Annotated in this window: 21 protein-coding genes and 1 tRNA gene; 9 read left to right on the plus strand and 13 right to left on the minus strand. The window is 60.8% G+C overall.

The window, feature by feature from the left end:
* Nucleotides 1-4 precede the first annotated feature (4 nt).
* Nucleotides 5-589, plus strand: coding sequence for a TRAP transporter small permease (locus NANH_RS0114670; protein ID WP_027262729.1), 585 nt, complete (start codon nucleotides 5-7; stop codon nucleotides 587-589).
* Nucleotides 586-1,902 (plus strand): TRAP transporter large permease, encoded by a 1,317-nt coding sequence (locus NANH_RS0114675; RefSeq protein ID WP_027262730.1) that lies wholly within the window; start codon nucleotides 586-588, stop codon nucleotides 1,900-1,902. The genes NANH_RS0114670 and NANH_RS0114675 overlap by 4 nt, the downstream gene beginning before the upstream one ends.
* Here NANH_RS0114675 and NANH_RS0114680 read toward each other — a convergent pair.
* Together NANH_RS0114680 and NANH_RS0114685 are read right to left on the minus strand one after the other, a co-directional pair.
* Entirely contained in the window at nucleotides 1,891-3,132 is a 1,242-nt protein-coding gene (locus NANH_RS0114680; protein ID WP_027262731.1) for a winged helix-turn-helix domain-containing protein, read from the minus strand. The genes NANH_RS0114675 and NANH_RS0114680 overlap by 12 nt on opposite strands.
* A gap of 5 nt (nucleotides 3,133-3,137) precedes the next feature.
* A complete protein-coding gene (locus tag NANH_RS0114685; protein ID WP_027262732.1) occupies nucleotides 3,138-4,163 on the minus strand; it encodes a LacI family DNA-binding transcriptional regulator in 1,026 nt (341 codons plus the stop codon).
* 115 nt (nucleotides 4,164-4,278) lie between these two features.
* Here NANH_RS0114685 and NANH_RS0114690 point away from each other — a divergent pair.
* Nucleotides 4,279-4,355: transfer RNA gene (locus tag NANH_RS0114690), tRNA-Arg, on the plus strand.
* 382 nt (nucleotides 4,356-4,737) lie between these two features.
* On the opposite strand, the gene NANH_RS0114695 is transcribed toward NANH_RS0114690, so the two are convergent.
* The 4 genes from NANH_RS0114695 to NANH_RS0114710 are packed head-to-tail and all read right to left on the minus strand — an operon-like array spanning nucleotide 4,738 to nucleotide 7,878.
* On the minus strand, nucleotides 4,738-5,586 hold the full coding sequence (locus NANH_RS0114695; protein ID WP_027262733.1) for an SMP-30/gluconolactonase/LRE family protein: 849 nt from the start codon (nucleotides 5,584-5,586) through the stop codon (nucleotides 4,738-4,740).
* Nucleotides 5,583-6,188: a 2-dehydro-3-deoxy-6-phosphogalactonate aldolase gene (locus NANH_RS0114700; RefSeq protein ID WP_027262734.1), complete on the minus strand. Its 606-nt coding sequence runs from the start codon at nucleotides 6,186-6,188 to the stop codon at nucleotides 5,583-5,585. The genes NANH_RS0114695 and NANH_RS0114700 overlap by 4 nt, the downstream gene beginning before the upstream one ends.
* Nucleotides 6,185-7,111 (minus strand): 2-dehydro-3-deoxygalactonokinase, encoded by a 927-nt coding sequence (locus NANH_RS0114705; protein WP_027262735.1) that lies wholly within the window; start codon nucleotides 7,109-7,111, stop codon nucleotides 6,185-6,187. Before NANH_RS0114705 ends, NANH_RS0114700 begins: the two co-directional genes overlap by 4 nt.
* Nucleotides 7,108-7,878 (minus strand): SDR family NAD(P)-dependent oxidoreductase, encoded by a 771-nt coding sequence (locus tag NANH_RS0114710; protein WP_027262736.1) that lies wholly within the window; start codon nucleotides 7,876-7,878, stop codon nucleotides 7,108-7,110. The genes NANH_RS0114705 and NANH_RS0114710 overlap by 4 nt, the downstream gene beginning before the upstream one ends.
* Nucleotides 7,879-8,318: 440 nt before the next feature.
* On the opposite strand from NANH_RS0114710, the gene NANH_RS0114715 reads away from it, so the two are divergent.
* The 3 genes from NANH_RS0114715 to NANH_RS26270 all read left to right on the plus strand — a co-directional run bounded on the left by NANH_RS0114715 (nucleotide 8,319) and on the right by NANH_RS26270 (nucleotide 11,474).
* Nucleotides 8,319-9,410, plus strand: a complete 1,092-nt coding sequence (locus NANH_RS0114715; RefSeq protein ID WP_027262737.1) for a DUF1513 domain-containing protein — start codon at nucleotides 8,319-8,321, stop codon at nucleotides 9,408-9,410.
* A gap of 520 nt (nucleotides 9,411-9,930) precedes the next feature.
* Nucleotides 9,931-10,263, plus strand: coding sequence for a hypothetical protein (locus NANH_RS0114720; RefSeq protein WP_139236391.1), 333 nt, complete (start codon nucleotides 9,931-9,933; stop codon nucleotides 10,261-10,263).
* Nucleotides 10,260-11,474 carry a TIGR03862 family flavoprotein gene (locus NANH_RS26270; protein WP_036049881.1) on the plus strand — a complete coding sequence of 405 codons (1,215 nt, stop codon included), beginning with the start codon at nucleotides 10,260-10,262 and terminating at the stop codon, nucleotides 11,472-11,474. Before NANH_RS0114720 ends, NANH_RS26270 begins: the two co-directional genes overlap by 4 nt.
* Here the strand turns inward: NANH_RS26270 and NANH_RS0114730 are convergent.
* The 5 genes from NANH_RS0114730 to NANH_RS0114750 all read right to left on the minus strand — a co-directional run bounded on the left by NANH_RS0114730 (nucleotide 11,443) and on the right by NANH_RS0114750 (nucleotide 16,846).
* Entirely contained in the window at nucleotides 11,443-12,036 is a 594-nt protein-coding gene (locus tag NANH_RS0114730; RefSeq protein WP_027262739.1) for a glutathione S-transferase family protein, read from the minus strand. The two genes, NANH_RS26270 and NANH_RS0114730, sit on opposite strands and share 32 nt — an antisense overlap.
* A gap of 65 nt (nucleotides 12,037-12,101) precedes the next feature.
* A complete protein-coding gene (gene holA, locus NANH_RS0114735; RefSeq protein WP_027262740.1) occupies nucleotides 12,102-13,130 on the minus strand; it encodes a DNA polymerase III subunit delta in 1,029 nt (342 codons plus the stop codon).
* Nucleotides 13,127-13,612 carry an LPS assembly lipoprotein LptE gene (lptE, locus tag NANH_RS0114740; protein ID WP_027262741.1) on the minus strand — a complete coding sequence of 162 codons (486 nt, stop codon included), beginning with the start codon at nucleotides 13,610-13,612 and terminating at the stop codon, nucleotides 13,127-13,129. Before lptE ends, holA begins: the two co-directional genes overlap by 4 nt.
* Complete coding sequence (locus NANH_RS0114745) at nucleotides 13,599-16,268, minus strand: leucine--tRNA ligase (protein ID WP_027262742.1); 2,670 nt, start codon at nucleotides 16,266-16,268, stop codon at nucleotides 13,599-13,601. Before NANH_RS0114745 ends, lptE begins: the two co-directional genes overlap by 14 nt.
* A gap of 71 nt (nucleotides 16,269-16,339) precedes the next feature.
* Entirely contained in the window at nucleotides 16,340-16,846 is a 507-nt protein-coding gene (locus tag NANH_RS0114750) for a DUF3576 domain-containing protein (protein WP_027262743.1), read from the minus strand.
* Between the two features lie 289 nt (nucleotides 16,847-17,135).
* Here NANH_RS0114750 and NANH_RS0114755 point away from each other — a divergent pair, with 289 nt between their 5' ends.
* Both NANH_RS0114755 and NANH_RS0114760 read left to right on the plus strand, forming a co-directional pair.
* Nucleotides 17,136-18,248 (plus strand): porin, encoded by a 1,113-nt coding sequence (locus NANH_RS0114755; RefSeq protein WP_036049884.1) that lies wholly within the window; start codon nucleotides 17,136-17,138, stop codon nucleotides 18,246-18,248.
* A 104-nt stretch (nucleotides 18,249-18,352) separates the two neighbouring features.
* Nucleotides 18,353-19,015: a YggS family pyridoxal phosphate-dependent enzyme gene (locus NANH_RS0114760; protein WP_027262745.1), complete on the plus strand. Its 663-nt coding sequence runs from the start codon at nucleotides 18,353-18,355 to the stop codon at nucleotides 19,013-19,015.
* Nucleotides 19,016-19,026: 11 nt separating this feature from the next.
* Here the strand turns inward: NANH_RS0114760 and NANH_RS0114765 are convergent, their stop codons facing one another.
* Together NANH_RS0114765 and ribA are read right to left on the minus strand one after the other, a co-directional pair.
* Nucleotides 19,027-19,524 carry a L,D-transpeptidase family protein gene (locus NANH_RS0114765; RefSeq protein ID WP_027262746.1) on the minus strand — a complete coding sequence of 166 codons (498 nt, stop codon included), beginning with the start codon at nucleotides 19,522-19,524 and terminating at the stop codon, nucleotides 19,027-19,029.
* Between the two features lie 11 nt (nucleotides 19,525-19,535).
* On the minus strand, nucleotides 19,536-20,627 hold the full coding sequence (gene ribA / locus NANH_RS0114770; protein WP_027262747.1) for a GTP cyclohydrolase II: 1,092 nt from the start codon (nucleotides 20,625-20,627) through the stop codon (nucleotides 19,536-19,538).
* A gap of 161 nt (nucleotides 20,628-20,788) precedes the next feature.
* Between ribA and NANH_RS0114775 the strand changes: the two genes are divergently transcribed.
* Nucleotides 20,789-21,475 (plus strand): response regulator transcription factor, encoded by a 687-nt coding sequence (locus NANH_RS0114775; RefSeq protein ID WP_027262748.1) that lies wholly within the window; start codon nucleotides 20,789-20,791, stop codon nucleotides 21,473-21,475.
* Nucleotides 21,476-21,859: the final 384 nt, after the last annotated feature.

Below are 21,859 nucleotides of genomic sequence, written 5' to 3' on the forward strand. Positions count from 1 at the left end.
GCCTATGAAGAATTTCATGATGGGGTTGGCGCGATTCATGGCGTTGCTGGGCGGATTTGTCCTGACGCTGCTGATCGTGCTGACCTGCATTTCCATTCTGGGCCGCTTGCTGAATGGCTTTTTTCACGGGCCGTTGATGGAAACCATGGCGCCCGGATTTGCACGATGGATGATCGATCTGGGTGTCGGCCCGGTGAACGGCGATTTCGAACTGGTCGAATCCGGCGTCGCCTTTGCCATCTTTGCCTTCATCCCGCTGTGCCAGATCACGGCCGGACATGCTTCGGTCGATATTCTGACCAACAGGTTTTCCGCAGCTGTGAACAGGTTTCTGCGCATGATCACCGAGATCGTCTTTGCCGCAGTGTTGATCCTGATCGCATGGAAACTCTATGACGGGATGCTATCCAAGATGCGCTATAATGAAACCAGCTTTTTGCTGCAATTTCCGATTTGGTGGGCTTATGCCGCCAGCCTGTTCGGGGCCGTGGTTGCGGCGGTTGTCGGTACCTATGTGGCGGCGGTTCGGATCTATGAATTCGGTACAGGCCGCATTGTCATCTGGGACGGCGTGGAAACTGGATCATGAGCGCGCTGGAGATTGGAATCGCATCCTTTCCGGCGTTGATGGTGCTGATTTTTCTGCGGGTGCCAATTGGTCTGTCGATGTTTTTGACCGGGCTGGTTGGGTTGATCATCGTCACCGATGGCACCAACATGGCTTTTTCCCGTCTCAAGAACGAAACTTTCACCACCTTTTCCAGCTATTCGCTGACCATCGTGCCGATGTTCCTGCTGATGGGCCATTTTGCGACCCTGGGCGGGATGAGCTCGGCCCTGTTCAAAGCGGCCGAGGGGTTTTTGGGACATCGCAAGGGCGGTGTGGCCATGGCGGCCATCGGCGCCTGCGCGGGGTTTGGTGCAATCTGCGGCAGCTCGCTTGCAACTGCGGCCACCATGGGGCGGGTCGCGCTGCCCGAGCTTAAGCAATATGGATATGCTGGCGGATTTTCGACCGCGACTCTGGCCGCCGGGGGGACGCTGGGCATCCTGATCCCACCCTCCGTCGTGTTGGTGATCTATGCCATCCTGACCGAGCAGAACATTGCGAAACTGTTCCTCGCGGCTTTCATTCCCGGTCTCTTGGCCGCGCTTGGCTATGTCATTGCGATTTCGATCTATGTGCGGTTGCATCCCGAAGCCGCAGGAACCCGCCCGCCGGTGCCCATGGCCGAACGGTTCGCGGCCCTCTTTCATGTCTGGCCGGTCCTTCTGGTCTTTCTTCTGGTCGTCGGTGGCATTTATGCGGGGTGGTTCACCCCAACCGAGGGCGCTGCGGTCGGCGCCGCAGGGACCGGGATCATCGCCCTGCTGAATGGCGGGCTGACGTGGTCGACCCTGATGGACAGCTTTTACGTTACAGCGCGATCCACCGCGATGATCTTCTTCATTGTTCTGGGTGCGGGTTTCTACAACGGCTTTCTGGCGTTGACCCAAGTGCCGCAGGAGCTGTCAAATTATGTTGTCAGCCAAGGGTTCAGCCCCTGGACCGTACTGACGCTGATTCTGGTTTTCTACCTGCTGTTCGGATGTTTGATGGACAGTCTCAGCATGATCCTGCTGACCATCCCAATCTTCTTTCCGGTGATCAGCGTGCTTGATTTCGGGCTCAGCCCCGAGCATCTGGCGATCTGGTTCGGGATTCTCGTTCTGATCGTGGTCGAGGTCGGCCTGATCACGCCGCCGGTGGGGATGAACCTGTTTATCATCAATGCGATGGATCGTCAGACCTCGATGATCGAAACCTACAAGGCGGTCATGTTCTTTGTCGGATCCGATCTGGTCCGGGTGGTCATCCTGGTGCTGTTCCCGGCGATCACATTGTTTCTGTTACCGGGCTGAGGGCGCTCTGGCCTGCCGGACCGGGTCACGCATCCAGCCATCGGCAAATGTAACCCGCGCCAGGCCGGTGAACCGGGCAACGCGTTGCAATTCGGCCTCCAACCGGCGGGTGCGTGCCGGTGACCAGCGGACGCCCGGCTCCGGCCAAAGGGCGGTGACCGCCAACCGGTCGGTGTCGCGCTGCGCTTTCATGTCGATACGCGCGATAAGCCGGTCGCCTTCCAGCAGCGGAAAGACGTAATAGCCATAGGTGCGTTTGGCAGCGGGGACAAAAACTTCGATCCGATAGTGAAACCCGAACAATCGCTGCGCCCGGTTGCGGTCACGCAGGGCGGGGTCGAACGGGCTGAGCACCCGGATCCGGCCCGGAGGCGGTGCAAGTAACCGCGCCTGGTCCCGCACGTCCGGGCGCGCGAAACAGCGCCGCGTCTTGCCATCGGTACAGGCTATATCGACCGGTATGATCCGCCCCGCCGCCAATTCCGCCGCGCACCAGTCGCGCGCCTCGGTCGGGGTGACCGTAGCCCAGAACGCGGCCAACTCGCCCGATGTGGCAAATCCCAGCCGATCCAGCGCGGCATTGCAGCACCAGTCGATAGTTTCCGAAGAATCCCGTTGGTCAGTTGACGGTTGCAAGCCGGTTTCGATCACCCGTTCTGTCAGATCATAACGTTTCTGAAAGCCGTTTCGCCCAATCACGGTCAGGGCGCCGCTGCGCCACAGGTACTCCAGCGCGGTCTTTGAAGGGTGCCAGTCCCACCAGCCGCCGCTGCCCTTCTTCTCGTCCGTGCCCACGTCCGAAGAACACACGGGTCCGTGATCGCGCACATGGGCCAATACCGTGTCAAACCGGGCCTCGAACCCGTCGCGCCGCCAGTTGGACCAGCGCGCTTTCAGCCGCTCGGCGTCACGTTGAAACCGCAGATGCCAATGGCGGTAGAACTCCATCGGAATCACCGCCGCATCGTGGGTCCAATGCTCGAACAAGGCGCGATCGGACTCATAGAGGCGTTTCAGATTGTCGCTGCGATAGGCGGGCCGCCTTGAGTACAGGATCATGTCATGGGCGCGGGCAACGGTGTTGATGCTGTCCAGCTGAACAAAACCCAACCGGTGAATCAGCGCCAACAAATCCTCGCCCCATGCCTGACCAGCCGTAGATTCTGCCAGCGCATGCCGATCCATGAACAGCAACCGGGCCTCGCGGTTGGCGAGTTGGGTAACCGCCACCCTGTTCAGCGCCGCCTCAGGGTGTCGCCAAAGGCAATGGTCGGGGTCAGTGTGATTGCTGTTTCTGTGTCTACAGGCGGTTCAGACAGGCGCGCGGCAATGATCTCCGCTGCCTTGCGCCCGATCTCGAGCCGGCAGGCGTCCATCGTGGCCAGTTTACACGGCAGGCCCTGCAAAAGCTCGACCCCGTTGAACCCGGCGAGCCCGATCTGCCCCGGCACGTCTATGCCCTGGTCCAACAGGAAAAGCAGCCCGCCGGCACCGATCATGTCATTGGAATAATAAAGGAAATCCAGATCGGGCGAACGTTCCATCATGGCCTGGGTCATTTCACGCCCCTTGGCCAGCGCCGAGCCACCCGAGTAGAATGCGCGATCCTGGATTTCGACACCGTTCTTGGCCAACACCTCGGTGAACCCTTCAAACCGTTTGCGGGCCCGATGGTCCAGCGGCATCTTGGTGCCCATGAATCCGATCTGGCGGTACCCGGCCTTCAGGATCGCCTGAGCCATTTCGCGCCCGGCGCGGCGATGAGAAATTCCCACCATCGAATCCACCGGTGTGCCGTCGGTGTCCATGATCTCGACCACCGGAATACCGGCGGCCTTGAGCATGGCCCGGCAGGCGTCGGAGTGTTCAAGCCCGGCAATGATCACGCCAGAGGGCCGCCAGGACAGCATCTCGTACAGAACTTTTTCCTCTTTCTCGGGCATATAGTCGGTGACGGCGACAATGGGTTGCAGTTCAGTGTCCTCGAGCACCTGGTTGATCCCGGTCAGAACTTCGGGGAACACCATGTTGGACAGCGACGGGATGACCACCGCAACCAGGTTCACCCGGTTGCTTGCCAGGGCCCCTGCAATCTTGTTGGGCACGTATCCCAGCGCCTTGGCAGCGGCCAGAACCCGCGCCCGAGTTGCATCCGATACATCGCCCCGGTTGCGCAGTACGCGGCTGACGGTCATTTCTGAAACCCCCGACGCTTCAGAGACATCGCGCAGGGTCAACGGGCGTTTGGTTTCAAGCTTCACAGGCTGGGCTTTCCATATAGTGTTGCAGAGATGTTATCGCGAACAATGGATTGGGATCAACCTTACTGCAATGCTCATGACAATCCGGATTTTCCGGGTTAAGAGAGATCGAGATGGCCCCGTGGCTCAACTGGATAGAGCAATCCCCTCCTAAGGGATAGGTTGCAGGTTCAAGTCCTGCCGGGGTCACCATAAAAACATGGGTGTTTTGGGGCATTCAGAATTTCCTCGCCGCCGGTTTTCTGCTTGTGGAAGGTTTGCCAGCCCTCCGGTCAGCATTCCCCGGTCCAAGCACCCGGCATCAGACGCCCGCGCAATAGAACCGAAAGGCCAGAACGCGCGGACGCCTCGATTTCGTCCGCCGACCGGGCCGGATGCCCCTCGCACTTGAGCGGTGGCCGATTTTTTAATCCATTGCTTGGATCATGCGCAAGGTGGGCGTGCTCGGCCAGCCCCAGCACCTCAGCCGCGATCCATTGCCCGGGCGTCTTGCGATCAAATCGCGCTCGGTCAAAGTTCGAATTAGCCACATATGCCCAGTGACATATGCCCAGTGTACGCAGCGTTGGGGGGCTCAGAGAATGATCCGATGTTCGCGTTGTCCGACGATACCGGACGCATATTCAAAGGTCTGGCCGGCGGGTGGCTGATCCACTCCGACTGCAGCGGTGGTGATGTATAGTGTTGTCAGGTCGGCACCGCCAAAGGCAGGGCAGGAGGTTTGTGGTGTGGGTACGGTTACGGCAGACAAAAATCGACCATCTGGATCATAGCGCGCGACGCGCCCGGCACCCCATTGGGCGCTCCAAAGGCAACCGTCGGCGTCCACAACCGCGCCATCGGGACAAAATCGGTCGTTGCGAAAATCCAGGAACACCTGGGCTTCGCCGTCAGGCCAGCCGTCCGCGGCTTGCAATGGCTGGCGCAGGATCCGGCCATCTGCCGTGTCGGTGAAATAGGCACAACTTTTATCAGGGGCAAAGCAGATCGCATTGCTGATCGTGACCGCATCAACCAATTTGCGCAATTCGCCCCGATACCAGCGGTAGATGGCCCCGGCCTTCGGTTCAGAGTCATACCCCATGGTCCCGATCCAGAACCCGCCCCAGGGGTCCACGCGCCCATCGTTGCTGCGGGTGACAGGATTTTCTGCCTCCAGCGCGATAACAAGGTCGCGATGCCCGGTCTCGATTTCGAAGCGATACAGCCCGGTTTCGCTGGCGATCAGCAAGATGTCTCGATCCGCCCAGCCTGCGGCCGAAACGCATTCATCGAATTGCCAATGATGTTCGCCCGCTTGGGTCCGCGTCAGCAGCCGCTTGCCCAGAATGTCGAACCAGAACAGTTGCTCGCGTTCGGGATGCCAGAGCGGGCCTTCGCCCAGGGCACAGGCCGTATCGCTGAAGGTCTGCGCCTCGGTCATCCAAAGGCCGCGTCATAGGCAGACGCGATATCGGCAGCGCGGGCGGCAACGTCGCCGGCTGTAAATCCGGGTTTGTAGATACCGGTTCCGATGCCGAACCCGGTGATTCCGGCCTTGCGCCAGTCGGCAAACCCGTCCGGCCCAACCCCGCCAACCGCATAGGTCTTGGTGTCCGGCGGCAGCACAGCCTTGAGGGCGGACAGCCCGTCCAGCCCCACCTTGAAAGCGGGAAAGAGCTTGAGCCCGTCGGCCCCCGCCCGCAGTGCGACAAAGGCCTCGGTCGGGGTCAGCACACCGGGGTACGACAGCAAGCCCGCAGATTTACTGGCGGCAATGACCTCGGGATTGCAATCTGGCGATACCACCATTTGCGCGCCAATCGCCGCCAGACGCGCGACGTCCTGGGCGTCGAGAACGGTGCCCGCACCGATCACAGCCCGCCCTTTGGCCTGATCAAGCATCTGCGCGATGCTGTTCAGCGGGTCGGGCGAATTCAACGGCACCTCGATACGGGTGATCCCGGCGGAGATCAGCGTATCAGCGATGGCGCGGGCCTCGTGCGGCTCGATGCCTCGCAGGATGGCGATGATTTCACGCTTCATGGCTTGAATTCTCCAATGTGCGCCCGTGCGGCCCGTAAACCATTCAGGGTCATGTGCTGGCCGGGAACGCTGCGAACCTGGGCTGCCTGAGCGGCAAGCGCGTTGCAATAGGCCGCTGCGATTCCGCTTTCGCCCAGAACGGCAATATCACGGCCCAGCCAATAGGGCCGCGCCCCGCCCAGTTCCAGGCCCAGCAGCAGTCCCGACAGGCGCGCGCGTGCCGTATCGGCGGGCATTCCGTTCAACAGCGACTCGGCCCGGATCGAAAACAGGCTGGCCGATACAGCGGCCGGTCGCGCCATCGCTTCGCCTACGGCGGTCCTGAATGCATCGTCGTCCCAACCGCCGGTCGAAACCGAATGGCGCAATACGGATTGGCCGCTGAGCAAGGCAAACAGTTCGCCGGTCATGAAAGTGCGGAAGCTGACCACTTCGCCAGCGCTGATATGCGCCCATTTGCAATGGGTGCCGGGCAGGCAGAGAACGCCGTCAAAATCCGGCTCGGTCGACAGAAATCCGGCGATCTGGGTCTCTTCGCCACGCATCACATCGGCGGGCGATTGCTGTTCCAGACCGGGCAATAGGAAAACCTGCAACCGCGGATCTCCGGTCGCGACCTGGGTTGCATTGCCGATGGACGGGGGCGCACACGGGGTCCGCACATAGGGCGCTTCTGCCCAACCCTGACGCGACCCGGCCATGCCGCAGCAGATCACCGGCACGTGGCCGTTTTCTGGCAGGGCATCGCCCAACAAAGCCAACAGCGCGGGCTCGAACCCATCCGGCGACAGGGATGCCATGCCCTGATCCGAGGTCCGATGATCGAGGATCTTTCCGGCGGCATCCATCAGCCACAGGCGCAGACGCGATGTGCCCCAATCGACCGCGATCCAGTTCAAATTTTTGGTCACATCCGCGATCATCCTGTTACCACCACGCCGCCATCAATCACCAGCGCCTGTCCGGTCATCATCCGGCTGGTGTTTGAGGCCAAAAACAGGACACCATCGACGATATCCTTTGGTTTCAAATGCGCTTTCAGACATTGACGGTCCAGATGCGCGGCCAGTGCCTCGGGGGTAGCCCATTTGTCCAACTGCTTGTCGGTCAGCACCCAGCCGGGGGCGAGCGCGTTGACGCGAATGCCGTCTGGACCGAATTCACGCGCCAATGCGCGTGTCATGCCGTTCAGCGCGGAATTTGCGGCGACATAGGCCGGATACCCGGCGTTTCCCATCATGTAGCTGATCGAGGTGAAATTGATGATTGACCCGCCGCCCGCCTTCGTCATAGCCGGGACCACCGACTGGCAGGCAAAAAAATGGGCCTTCAGATTGATATCCTGCGCCCGGTCCCAAAACTCTTCTGTCACTTGCTCGGTGCTGTGGCGCTGGTCGTTGGCCGCATTATTGACCAGAACCCTGATCGGTCCATGCGCCTGAGATGCCTGTGCGATGGCGACCTTCAGCGCGTCAATATCGGTGATGTCGCATTGGATGAACAGCGGGCGCTGGCCGCTCTCCCGCTGCATCCGTTCAACAAATTCAGTGGCGTCCGAGCGTCCGGCAAAGGCCACGCGCGCGCCCTGACGCAAAAAACCCTCGGTCAAGGATGCGCCAATGCCCGAGCCTCCGCCAGTGATAAAGACGGAGGCGTCCTGAAGGTCGTGAAACGTGGCTGTTGCACACATCGGTGTCTATCCTCTTTAGATATGGCGGCTGTTTCTACCGATCAAAAGTTCGCGACTCAGGGTCAGGTTCCTTCTATCACCCACGCTCGCTCGGGAAAGCCCCGGCGGGCTTGTCACGTATTCGGATGCGGTCCCCATCGGGCTCAATAGATCGGGCCACAATAGGCGAAAGCGGGGAGGCAATGACGATTTGATCGCGCAGGGGAGCCAGATTGCCGTCGAAGCGTGCGGTGATCGGGCGTTGCGCGAACGCAGCCCTGTGCCGCTGAGACCTAATGCCCGTGACGCACGGATTTTTTGGCGGTAAAATCAATCAGCGCTGCGCGAGTAGCCGCATAAACAGGCACATTTGACGCTTTGCATTTTTGTGTGCGGGGCCTAACGTCGTTCCGTTTCCTCGTGTTTGGAAGCGGATCCGGCACCGGGGGCATCGATTAGCCATGTTAGAACCATCCAAGTTCAAAACGGGGCGTCGTGCCTTTTTGTCGGGCCTGTGCGCTGCCGGGTTTGTGCCTGCGACCGGCTGGGCCAGTGTGGGGTCGCCTCGGTATCTCAGCGCCGCACGGGAGGCTTCGGGGACCTATGTGATTGTTGGTCTGGGCGCGGATCTGAGCGAACTGTTTCGGGTTGTGCTGCCCGCGCGCGGGCATGCCGCTGCTGCCCACCCCGACCGGGCCGAAGCGGTGGCCTTTGCCCGTCGTCCAGGTGTTTATGCACTGGTCATCGACTGCGGTTCGGGTGCGGTTCTGCACCGGTTGAACGCGCCTCAGGGGCGGCATTTTTACGGTCATGGCGCGTTTTCGCGGGATGGCAGCCGACTTTACACCACCGAAAACGACTTTGACATGGCGCGAGGATGTATCGGGGTCTGGGATGTGAGCGCGGAGTATCGCCGACTGGGCGAGATCGACTCGGGCGGGGTCGGTCCGCATGAAATCCGGCGCATGCCCGGTTCGGATGATCTGGTGGTGGCAAATGGCGGAATTGAAACCCATCCGGACAGCGGTCGGGCCAAGCTGAACCTGCCGACCATGCGCCCGAACCTGACCTATCTTTCGTCCGCGGGGGCGGTGCTGGAGCAGGTGGAATTGCCCGAACTGCGCCGGAATTCGATCCGGCATCTCGCAGCACGGCATGACGGGTTGGTGGGATTTGCGATGCAATGGCAGGGCGACGCGACTGTTCATCCGCCGCTGTTGGGGTTGCATCGCCGGGGGCAAAACGCCCGCCTGCTCAAGGCGATCCCCCAGGTGCAGCGCAGGTTGCGCGGTTATGGCGGAAGCATCGCCTTTGGCGCCGACAAACAGGTCGCTCTCACCGCGCCGCGCGGTGGGCTTATGGCGGTGTTTGACACCGATACCGGAAAAATGGTCTCGCTGCTGGACGAGCCGGATATCTGCGGTGTCGCCGGGGCCGAACAGGGGCTGATCTTTACCACCGGAGCCGGACGTCTCGGCGTGTCCGGCCTGCGTCGGAAGGCAGTGGATCTGCAATTCGACAACCATCTCATCGCATTGTCGGCTGACCTTTAGCCGGAGATCGCCCACGGACGTCCGTCGTGGGTCAAAACGCCGAAATCCGTTTCATACAGCGATGCCACCGGACGACCCGGCAACACCGTATCTGCACGAGCGGTCACAATCAAACCGGGTTCCCTCTTTGATTGTGACCGCTCGTGCAGCGTGCCGGGCCGCAGGAATCAGATCGTGCATACCACGATTACGGGCTTTCCCAGACCCCAGGCCGGTGTCTCGTCCACCGCCCAGCTCAAGAGCGTCCAGCGTGTCGCGGCAAGGGGGCGCCGTTCCTGGGCGCAACCGGCTTGCGCTGAAGGACCGCCAGACAATGCCGCTGATCTGTTCGTCCGCAGATCCCGTTCGCTTCATTCTCCGTCCTCACGTTGGGGTTGGGGTGGACTCAAATCAACGGCGGAGGAAATATCCTGTGGCAGGTCAACGGGCAGATTCAGTCCTGTGGTGCAATCAACATCGAACTTGATCCCGCAGGTGTGGTCGGGCATGGGATATTGCATACACGACATAGGCAAGAATGATGCAATTTGATTTGGAAGGCCAACCGGGAATCGTGCAGCAGGTGGCGAGCCATGCACTGCAAGGTTGGAGCCTTGCCAAAGGCTGGCTGCTGAGGCCGGTGGCCTGGATGCAATTCGGGTTGCTGGTCGCCGCCTGTCTTCCGGCTCTGATCGACACCGCGCGCAGGTTCGTGCTGTCCTTTGCGCCGCCGGTCTTGCCGTTGCTCGCCCGTATATTCAGCCCCAAGGCGCTGGTCGCGGTCCGGAACGCGCTCAAGGACAACGACATCGGGATTCCGTACCCGAATCTTGTGGTCGCACTGAAGGGTGGACTGCCGGGCATCAGCTCATGAGCCGGCCAACCGCGCTGGTGATCGGGGGTGGACCCGCCGGGCTGATGGCCGCCGAGGAATTGGTGCGAGCGGGCTGTGCTGTGACCCTGACCGAGGCCAAACCATCCGTCGGGCGCAAGTTTCTGATGGCAGGAAAGTCCGGGCTGAACCTGACAATGGACGCGCCACGCGATCAGCTGTTGGCGGCCTATGACGAGGCGGCGGATTGGCTGGCACCGATCATCGCGGAGTTTGACGCCGAGGCGGTACAGGGCTGGGCGCGTGATCTGGGACAGACTCTGTTTACCGGCAGCACCGGGCGGGTGTTCCCGGAAGAGATGAAGGCCAGCCCGCTGTTGCGGGCCTGGCTCGAACGGCTGGACGGGCAGGGCCTCACCCGGCATACGCGCTGGCGCTGGACGGGCTGGACGGCCGGCAATGCACCGACGTTCGAAACGCTGCACGGCCCGGTTGCGATGCCCGCCGATGTCACCGTGCTGGCCCTGGGCGGGGCCAGTTGGTCGCGGCTGGGATCGGACGGCGCCTGGGCCAGACTGTTGGCGGAACAGGGCGTAGAGATGACACCGTTCGCGCCCGCCAACGCCGGGCTGCAGGTGAACTGGTCTGATCATATGCAATCGGTTCTGGGCCAGCCGCTCAAGGGGGTTGCATTGTCAGCAGGCCATCTGCGCACGCGCGGCGAAGCGGTGATATCGCGTCGTGGTCTTGAGGGCGGCGGCGTTTATGCCGTGTCCAAAGCGGTGCGGCAAGGTGCTGCGGTGACCTTGGACTTGATGCCCGACCTTAGCGTGCCCGACCTGATCGAGCGCCTGTCCAGACCGCGCGGCAAGACCAGCTGGTCGAACCATTTGCGCCGTGTACTGAAATTGGGTCCGGCACGCACCGCCATATTGCAGGAATTCGGTCGCCCGTTGCCCGCCGATGCGGTCGGGCTGGCCGATGCGATCAAGGCGCTTCCGGTTCGCCACGCCGGGTTGCGCCCACTGGACGAGGCGATTTCTACAGCAGGTGGGGTTTCGCGCGCGGCGCTGGACGACGGGTTGATGCTGCGCGCCCTTCCCGGAGTATTCTGTGCCGGCGAGATGCTGGATTGGGAGGCGCCAACGGGTGGGTACCTGTTGACCGCCTGCCTGGCCACCGGACGTTGGGCGGGGCGCGCAGCCGCCGCCCATTCGCGGGTTATGCAGCCTGGAACTCCCTCACGCGCTTGAACGCCGGGCGGTCTCGCATCGTGGCGGCATAATCCGAGATCGCTGCGTTTTCGACCGGAAATTTCGCACCGATGGCCCAATTCACACAATGGGTGGCGATGATATCGGCGATCGTCATGGTTTCGCCCATCAGGAACGGCCCCTCTATCCGGTCGGCAAGACGGTCCAGATTGCGGGCAAATTCCCATTTCAGGCTATCTTTGACATCCGGTACCCGACGTTCCTCGGGCAGCACAAAACTGTGCCGGGCCGCAGTCCACAGAACAGCATCCAGTTCGTCCAGCACCGCGTGGGTCAAACTGTCCTGACGAGCGCGTTCGATGGTGCCTGCGGAATAGGTGAACCCGCCATGCTTGTCCGCGAGATAGGTCAGGATCGCGGTCGAATCCGTAAGCGCCGCTGTGCCGTCCTGCAGAACCGGAATCTTGCCCGACGGGTTCAGCGCGATGACAGCGCTGTCGTGCGGTTTGCTGGGGATCAGTTCATAGGTCTGCCCCAGTTCTTCGAGCAACCAGAGGACCCGGAACGCCCGGCTGGCGATACCGCCGTATACTTTGTACATTCATATGCTCCTTTTGCCGTTTTGGCGGGGTGATCGTAATCCTTGTCGTTCCCGTTCAGACGCTGTCAGCGAGCCTTTCCCAGCATCGCCAAGCGGATCAGCGCGCGTTCCATCACGGCCATTGCCGGGGCGGTCTGTCCGGCCGAGCGCAGTTGCAGGTCAGTGTCGGTCAACAGCGTCAGCGCCTTTTGCAAGCGGTCCGGTCCCCAGGACTGGGCCTGGCGCACGATCTGACCCCGGCGCGCGCCATAGACCGGTGGGCGCAGGCGCCCCACCCCCGCCGCCGCGCCGCCGGGATCTGACGCAGCGCTGTAAAGCCTGCGAAAATGCCGGGTCGCACCGATGCAAAGGCCGACCGCATTGCTGCCCTGCGCCTGCAGGCGGCGGATCAGCGGGCCTATCTCGCCCGCGCGCATGTCCGCCACCACATTCAGCACCTCATCCAGCCCCGCCTCGGTCGATTGCGGCGCGCAAGCGGCAATATCCTCAAGGGTCATGGGGTTGTTGTCTCCCAGATTGAAAAGAAACAGCTTTTCAACGGTTTGCGTGAAATCGCCCGGTCCTGTTGCGGCAGCCAGATCCGTCAGCGCGGCCATGCAGTCGTCAGGAATCGCGCGCAACCCGGCCTGTGTCAGGATGCGCTCGACTTCGGCCCGTCCAGGTGGGTCGTCATACAGCCCCGCGGCATAGGTGTTGCGGTTGGTTTCAAAGATCTTGCGCAGTTTCGAGCTGGCCTTGAGCGCACCTGCGGTGGCGATGATCTGGGCGTCGCCCGGTTGCCAGTCCTGCAACGCCGCCTGGACTGCCGGGGCGGCCGTATCGGTTGCGCTCTCGACAAAAACCGCGCGCGGTCCGGGAAAGAACCCCACTGCCTTGACCGCATCCAAAAGCTGCGCGGGATCACTGCGCAAATCGGATCCGGGCATACGGGTCAGGCGCATTTCTTCTTCGGCGGCAGGACCGAGAAGGGCGGCGATGACCTGTTGGCGCTTCAGGGCCACCCGCATCGCATCGCCACCATAGATCAGCAGACCCGCGCGCTCCGGATCGGGCTTGGCAAAGTAGCGGTCGGCGTCGCGGGTGGCCAGTTTCATTCCGATACATCCGCTGTCATGTACAGGTCGCGGGCGAGCTGGTCGGCCAGGATCACCATCAGACGCTCGCGGGCGTCACGCTGAGCGGCCAGTGTTTCGGCGGTGTTGCCAGTGGCGGAGTAGCCGGTGAAATTGTCCACCGATCCCGTGGCAACCAACTCTTCGGTGTCGATCCGCAGCAGCCGGTACCGGGCGGACCCGAGAACACTGTAAAAGGTGATGTCGCCCGAGGCCGTGATCGCCTGGCCCTGGATCCCGGTTTCCAGCACGATCGACAGGCGATAATCCGGCACCTGCGCGCGCCCCAGTTGCTCTTCCAGGCGTCGGACCAGCAGATAGGTATTCACGCCTTCGGGGGCATCCACCCGAATCTTGCCGTATAACGCATTGGCCGCGCCACCCGGAGCATAGACCGGTTCAAACCCGCAGGCGGCCAGCGCCAGCGGCAGGAACAGGACAGAGCGGCGGTCAAACAACGACATTTACGATCCGGCCGGGCACCACGATCACCTTTTTCGGTGCCGACCCGTTCAGCGCCCTTTGTACCGCATCCATGCCCAGGACGGATTTTTCGACCTCGTCCTTGGTCATGTCGCGCGGCACGTTGATTTCGGCCCGGCGCTTGCCATTGATCTGGATCGGCAAGGTCACCGAATCCTCGACCAGAAACGCTTCGTCTGCCACTGGCCAGGGGGCGGTGGCCACCAGACCCGCATCGCCTTGACGGGCCCAGATGTCCTCGGCCAGGTGGGGGGTCATCGGTGACATCAGCTGTGCCAGAGTCTTGACAGCCTGTTGTTGCGCTGCCTTTCCGGCCCTGGATTTGGCCAGCGTATTGGCAAAGGCGTAGAGTTTGGCGATGGCGGCATTAAACCCAAAGCTCTCTATGCCCTGTGTCACGTCAAAGGTCGCCTTGTGCATGGCGCGCAACAGATCGTCGTCTCCGTCGCCCTTTGCATCGTCGTCCATTTCGGCGATGCGTTCGGACAGCGACCAGACACGGTTCAGATGCTTGAACGCGGCCTCGGCACCTGATGCCGTCCATTCCACATCCCGCTCGGGGGGGCTGTCGGACAGCACGAACCAGCGCGCGGTGTCCGCGCCATAGGCGCTGATGATATTGATCGGGTCCACCACGTTTTTCTTGGATTTCGACATCTTGGCCGATGGAATCACGGTCACCGGCTTACCGGTCGCGCCCAGTCGCGCGCCGCTTTCGTGCCATTCGATGTCTTCGGGCAGGTGATAGACCGGACGATCGCGGTCGTCGCGCGTGACATAGATTTCATGCGTGACCATACCCTGAGTGAACAGGGCATCGAACGGCTCGATCGCCTTTTTCGGCAAATGGCCGGTGATCTGCATGGCGCGGGCGAAGAACCGCGAATACAGCAGGTGCAGGATCGCGTGTTCGATACCGCCGATATACTGATCCACATTCATCCAGTATTCGGCGTCCTCCATCCGGGTCGGCGTATCCGCATCCGGGGCGGTAAAGCGGGCGAAATACCACGAACTGTCCACAAAGGTGTCCATGGTGTCGGTTTCGCGTTTTGCCGCGTTGCCGCAGGACGGGCAGGCGCAGTCGCGCCAGGTGGGGTGCCGGTCCAGCGGATTGCCGGGCACGTCGAACGTCACGTCGTCGGGCAGTCGGATCGGCAGGTTCTCTTTCTTTTCCGGCACGACACCGCAGCTGTCGCAATGCACCACCGGAATCGGGCAGCCCCAATAGCGCTGACGGGAAAGCCCCCAGTCGCGCAGCCGATACTGGGTTTTGCTTTTGCCCCAGCCCTGTTGTTCGGCAAGGTCGATGGTGGTGTCGACAGCCTCTTGACCGGTTGTGGTTCCCAATCCAAAGGGATTGCTCAGGTAAGCAACTTTTTCTGTCTTTGGGGGCACATACGCAGTGACTGTCACCTTCTGAAATTTCTGTATCTTCTTGTCTTCGTCACCAAACCGGTTCTCGTAGTCTGTGAAGACGGGACTATTTTCAAAGAATTCCTCCGAAGGAAAAGAGCTTAGCTCATGGTCCGATTGTTGCCGTGCCCCCAAATCGCGAAAGGTTTCGATCACCGGTAGGTCGTATTTGCGGCAGAAATCGAGGTCGCGCTGGTCATGGGCGGGGCATGCAAAGATCGCGCCGCTTCCATAATCCATGAGGATGAAATTGGCGATCCAGACCGGCAGTTCCCAGTTTGGATCAAGCGGGTGCTTCACCGTCAGACCGGTGTCAAAGCCCAGTTTCTCGGCCTTTTCCAACGCCTCCTCAGTGGTGGCGCCCTTGCGGCATTTGGCAACGAAATCTGCGACTTCTGGGTTTTGAGCCTCAAGTTGGTGAGCGATAGGGTGGTCGGGCGATATACCGACGAAAGACGCCCCCATCAATGTATCGGGGCGGGTCGTGTAGACCGTGATTGGATCACCGCCATCGGTACGCTCGAACGAAAACTCCAACCCGCGCGACTTGCCGATCCAGTTTTCCTGCATCAGCCGCACCTTTGCAGGCCAGTTGTCCAGCCCGTCCAGCGCCTCGAGCAGTTCTTCGGCCATGTCTGAAATCTTGAAGAACCACTGCGTCAACTCGCGCCGTTCCACATCGGCGCCCGAGCGCCAGCCTTTGCCGTCTATCACCTGTTCATTGGCCAGCACCGTCATGTCGACCGGATCCCAGTTGACCACCGCGTTCTTGCGATAGACCAGCCCGGCCTGCAGCATGTCCAGGAACAGCGCCTGTTGTTGGCCGTAATATTCCGGGTCACAGGTGGCGAATTCACGGGACCAGTCGATGGACAGGCCCAGCGGTTTCATCTGCGCGCGCATGTCGGCGATATTATCATAGGTCCAGGTCTTGGGATGACCGCCGATGGCCATTGCGGCGTTTTCGGCCGGCATCCCAAAGGCATCCCACCCCATCGGATGCAACACGTTGTGCCCGGTCGCGATCTTGTAGCGTGCGATCACGTCGCCCATGGTATAGTTACGCACATGGCCCATGTGAATGCGGCCCGAGGGGTATGGAAACATTTCAAGCACATAGTACTTGGGGCGATCTGCGGTTCGGGTCGCTTTGAAAATCCCCGCCCGATCCCAGGCGTTCTGCCATTTCGCTTCGATTTCGGCGGCGCTGTATCGCGACATGAAAACGGTCCTTTGACTGAAAACGCCGGGCAAGGACCCGGCGCGTATTTGTTATGGTGGCGTCCGGCGTTTCAGAGACGGCTGTCGTTGACCCGCATCTGCCGGGCGCGCGACAGAATTGCATCCTCGACTGCGCGGGTGGTTCCGGCACTGACCGGGCCGCCCTTGGTTTGCAGCGCGACCGTCAGCGACCGCGCGTCCAGCGCCGGGTCCTTGATATGCACCGTGGCGCGATAACTGCGGCCACCGCCCGGCGGGGTTCCGTATCCTGTGATAATGACGCCGGTGAAAGGATCGACATCCGTTATCGGCAGAAAGTTGAGCACATCCAGCGAGGCGGCCCAGAGATACCGGTTCACATTGACTGTCTGTTCCGTCTTGTTCGGTCCGAATGCGTCCCAGATCGTCGAGCCGCCTGCCCCGGTAAAGCCCGCCGATTCGCGGTTGTTGCTTTCGAAATCCGAGAGTGGCGGGCTCACCGGTGCTCCGCCGTCAGCGGAACGCCGATTGCCGCAGGCCGTCAGCCCCAGACAGATCGATACGACCAGTATAACCTTCAGTCCGTTATGCAGCGCCATCACCAAATCCCGATAAACAGTTGCACAGGTTCCTACCCAAGCAAGCAATGTGGGGCAAGAGCTTAGTCAGACAGGCCTGAGCGGATGCCGGTGCTGCGAGGCGAACCAGGGTCGGGTCGCGGGAAGTTTGGAAAACGGGACTGTGGCAAAGCTGCACCAATTTATACGACTTTGCGGCCACCCAACTGCGAGCACTTGCCAAAATGGGCCGGAAAGAGCGAAACCCCTCTCCATACCCACGCCGGATTCCCCGGTTTGGGCGTATGATTTGAAAACCGAGGGAAAAACGATGAAAAAAGTTCTCTTCGCGACGACTGCGCTGATCGCTCTGGGCAGCATGGCAGCAGCAGACGTTCGCCTGAGCGGTTACGGCCGTTTTGGTTTGGACTTTAACCAAGCCAATGATTCTGACTACAACAATGGCAACAACCCCAACTACAACGGGGTCTCTGAAACCAACATCACATCGCGTCTGCGTCTGCAGGTGGATATGTCGACTGAAACCGACGGCGGTGTTGGTTTTAACGCGCGCTTCCGGGCCCAGGCTGAAAGCCGTGACGGTAGCGCAGGCGGCGCAGTGTTCAACGGCGCACGCTTTGGCGTGACCTATGGCGGCCTGATCGTCAACGTCGGCAACATCATCGGCGCGGTTGAAAACGCACCCGGCCTGTACACCACCGGCACCCGTTCGGCCGGCACTGGTATTGACGGCATGGACTTCATGTCGCTGCCGATCAAGGGTATCAACGTCGACCCGACTTCGAGCAACTTCCTGACACCTGGCACAACGTTCGGCTGGGATGCGTACAGCTCGACTAGCGCTGGTGCAAATGGTGTTGAAGCACTGTACACTGTCGGTGGGTTCACTGGCCATGTCTCGTTCAGCCAAGACAATGACTACGGCCCCGGCGTTACCGGTGAAGACCGTCTGGCCATCATGCTGACTTACAGCTTCGGTGACTACTATGTCACCGGTGCGTACCAGTCTGTTGATAACAATCCGCTCGTTTACACCGACGTCAACGGCCGGGCCTATGATCAAGAAGACGGAATGTACTTCTTGGCTGCTGGTGCTGATTGGGGCCAGTTCGGTGCCAAGCTGGCCTACGGTTCCAACGATGTGGCCGACTCCTGGACGCTGGAAGGCAACATGGACATTGGTGCCGCCAGCAACCTCCTGGCCTGGGTCAACAGCACTGACGTAGATGGTGCTCTGCTTGATGCAAATAATGAAAGCATTGTCGGCTTTGCTAATGCCGTGGGACAGGTGGACGGTACCGCGTTCGGCATCAACTATCAGTACGACCTGGGTGGCGGCAGCACATTCGTTGCGGGTTACGCTCAATCGGCTGCTGACAGCAACAACAGCCAGTTCCAGGCCGGTGTGTACTTCAGCTTCTAAGCTGAAACACGTTTGACCTGAAATTCGGGCGGGCCTTTGTGGCCCGCCCTTTTCTTTTGCGCCGGTCTGGTGTTTCTGGTGCACAAGCTGCCAAAGAGGATCCGATGCCGTTGCAAGACATCCAAACCCGCATTTCTGCCGCAGAAGCCGCCGCCGGATGTGCCCCCGGCTCGACGGTATTGATCGCGGTATCCAAGGTGCAGCCCAACGACCGGGTTCAGGCGGTCCTGGAACAAGGGCATCGTTGTTTTGGTGAAAACCGGGTGCAAGAGGCGGCCAGCAAATGGCCGACCTTTCGTCAGCGGTTCGACGGGGTCGCATTGCATCTGATTGGGCCGCTGCAAACCAACAAGGCCCGCCAGGCGGTTGAACTGTGCGATGCAATCCATACGCTGGACCGTCCAAAACTGGCGAATACGCTGGCCCGGCTGGCGCAAGAACGCGGCAGCAGCCCCGACCTGTTCATCCAGGTCAACACCGGCGAAGAGGCGCAGAAGGCGGGGGTGTTACCATCCCAGGCCGATGAATTCGTCGCCGATTGTCTGGCCCTGGATCTTCCGGTGCGTGGTCTGATGTGTATTCCTCCTGTCGATGAGGAACCGGCGCTGCATTTTGCCCTGCTGGCCAAGATCGCCGAACGCAATGGGCTGTCCGGCCTTTCGATGGGCATGAGTTCGGATTTCGAAACCGCGATTGCTTTGGGTGCGACCCATATTCGGGTCGGTTCTGCGATATTTGGCGAACGAGCCGCGGCTCCGGTGGGCTGAAACGCCGGGGGTCAGGACCGGAAAGATATCAGCGGGACGGTGAGACGGGTGCCCGGCGGGGCCAGACGGGCAATCCGGCGCAAAATCGGGCGGGCCAAGGCGATACAACCCTCGGTCGGATATCCGGGACGGCGCCACTGATGCACGAAGATGGCCGAACCGCGGCCCGGTTGCGCATCCGGCCAGTTCCAGTCGGTCAGCAGCACCAGATCGTACAGCGGATCGGCGCGCCGCAGGTGCTCGTGGCTGTACCTGTGTGGTGCGTGCACCAGTTGGTTATAGTACGGATCATCCACATCGTCCGACCACAGGTCCGTAGGCCGAATGGCGCGCGCCCAAGGGGCTGGCTGCGCCAAACGGTCCGGGCGATACAGCAAGCCGGTGATGCGATGTGTCCCCGTCGGGGTTGCTCCGTCGCCTTCGGATTTGGTCGCCGATACGCCGCCGCGCCCGATGCTGCAGGGGTACAGCTGGCCGCGAAATCGCAGGCCGCGCGGCGTCAGAACCATGTCTGCTGGGGTCAAAGCATATGCCCGGACTTGGCGGCCTTGGTCGCCAGATACCCACGGTTATGCGCAGTTTCGCCCACTTTCAGCGGCACACGTTCGGTTACCTGAACGCCGGACTTTTCCATCATTGCGATCTTGGCCGGGTTGTTGGTCAGCAATTTGACGGCCGAGAACCCCATCGATTTCAGGATGTCCGCACCCAGCCTGAAATCCCGCTCGTCATCCTCAAAACCCAGACGGTGATTGGCCTGAACCGTGTCAAACCCCTGATCCTGCAGGGAATAGGCGCGCATCTTGTTGGCCAGCCCAATTCCGCGCCCTTCCTGGTTCAGATACAGCAACACGCCCGCTCCCTGCTGGCCCATCTGCGCCAGAGCGGCGCGCAGCTGCGGGCCGCAATCGCATTTCAGGCTGCCGAGAAGATCGCCGGTGAAACAGGCGGAATGCAGTCGCGCCAATACTGGCTTTTGCCGGTCGGGGCGGCCGATCTCGACCGCATAATGCTCTTCGCCGCCGTCCTCGGGGCGGAACACATGCACCCGGCCTGCTTCTGAGACCTGCATTGGCAGACGGGCGCTGACAACTGAAAACAGAGGGCTTCGGTCGGCCAGATGCGGAGCCGCCAGCATCGCATCGATCCGGGTCAGGCCGTGGTCATTGGTGAAACCCGTACCGTCACGCAGCGCGACGGTAACCACGGCAGGAAGCAGGCGGGCGGCCTTGGTCAGGGCAAGCGCGGTTCTGTGCAACAAGGTTGGGCCACCCCGCCGGGTTGCCAGCGGGCCTTTCATCGGCGCAATCAAATCGTTTGCCGGATCGGCAATGGCACGCACCCAGGCCGGGTCGGCATCGCGGGGGATTTCCACCCGTGCCAGGTCGCCGTCATAGGCTCGCGCCTTGAGCGTTTCAGCCCGGCGCACGGTGATGGCGATCAACGGTGCCGGATCTACCGCTCGAAGATCGGACAGACGTTCCGCGTTCAGGGTTTCGGCGGCCATGGCCAAGATAGCCCCGTCGGAGTCGGTCAGCACGACAGGAACACCCATCCGCAGATCGGCCCGCGCCCGGGCCAACAATTCGGTTATGTTCGGCACTAGGCTCATTTTCGTCTTCCTGCTCAGATTTGGCTTCTACCTAAGTGCTCTTTACCGGAATGTGAAACATTTCCCCTGCCGTGGACACGACCGTGTGAACCAATGCAGCATTCCTTGTGCGGACACGATTGCACACACATCTGTGAATGACACGACAGGAGAGTATGCCCATGGCGCAGTTGAAAAAGATATTGCTGGTTGACGATGACGAGGATCTGCGCGAGGCGCTGAGCGAACAGTTGATCATGACCGAAGATTTTGACGTGTTCGAGGCCGGTGACGGACAGGGCGCGATGGAGCGTGCGAAAGAGGCACTGTACGATCTGATCATCATGGATGTGGGGCTGCCGGACACAGATGGACGCGAATTGTGCCGTCTGATGCGCAAGCAAGGCGTGAAGGCTCCTATCCTTATGCTGACGGGGCAGGACAGCGATGCGGATACCATTCTGGGGCTGGATTCCGGGGCCAATGATTACGTCACCAAACCGTTCAAGTTCCCGGTTCTTCTGGCCCGGATTCGCGCCCAGCTGCGCCAGCACGAGCAATCCGAAGACGCGGTTTTCGCCCTTGGACCCTATACATTCAAACCCGCGATGAAGATGTTGATCACCGAGGACGAGCGCAAGATCCGCTTGACCGAAAAGGAAACCAACATTCTCAAGTTCCTGTACCGTTCGACCGACGGTGTGGTGCCGCGTGACGTTCTGTTGCACGAAGTTTGGGGATACAACGCCGGTGTGACGACCCACACCCTGGAAACCCATATCTATCGGTTGCGGCAGAAGATCGAGCCAGATCCGTCCAACGCCCGTCTTTTGGTCACGGAATCCGGAGGCTATCGACTGGTGGCGTGAAGGTTAAGATTTACAAGTTAAGCTGCACACGTTATGGTTGATAAAAGTGATCTGAATCGAAGACGTACTCGCGGATTGCCTGAATAATAAACCTACCCCGCGTATGTCCGGGTTATGACATACACCTCCCTGTTGGACTTGGCCGGGCAAATGCCCGGCCTTTTTTTGTCCAAGGTGATTTGACGGTTAATGTTCCGGCGCGCGCCTAGAGATTTCAGTGCTGTTTGGCCATTGTTGCACTTGTACACGGGCCGGATCCGAACCGTAGGAGCAGGCACCGATGGCGGGGGTTTGGCGCATAAGCGCGTGCAGTGGGCATTTCTGGGGCCCGTCTCCGAAGTTTTTGTCCGCAGCGTGTGGATTTCGCTTCCTGGCGTTCCGATA

The organism is Sedimentitalea nanhaiensis DSM 24252 (genome assembly GCF_000473225.1).
GTDB lineage: Bacteria > Pseudomonadota > Alphaproteobacteria > Rhodobacterales > Rhodobacteraceae > Sedimentitalea > Sedimentitalea nanhaiensis.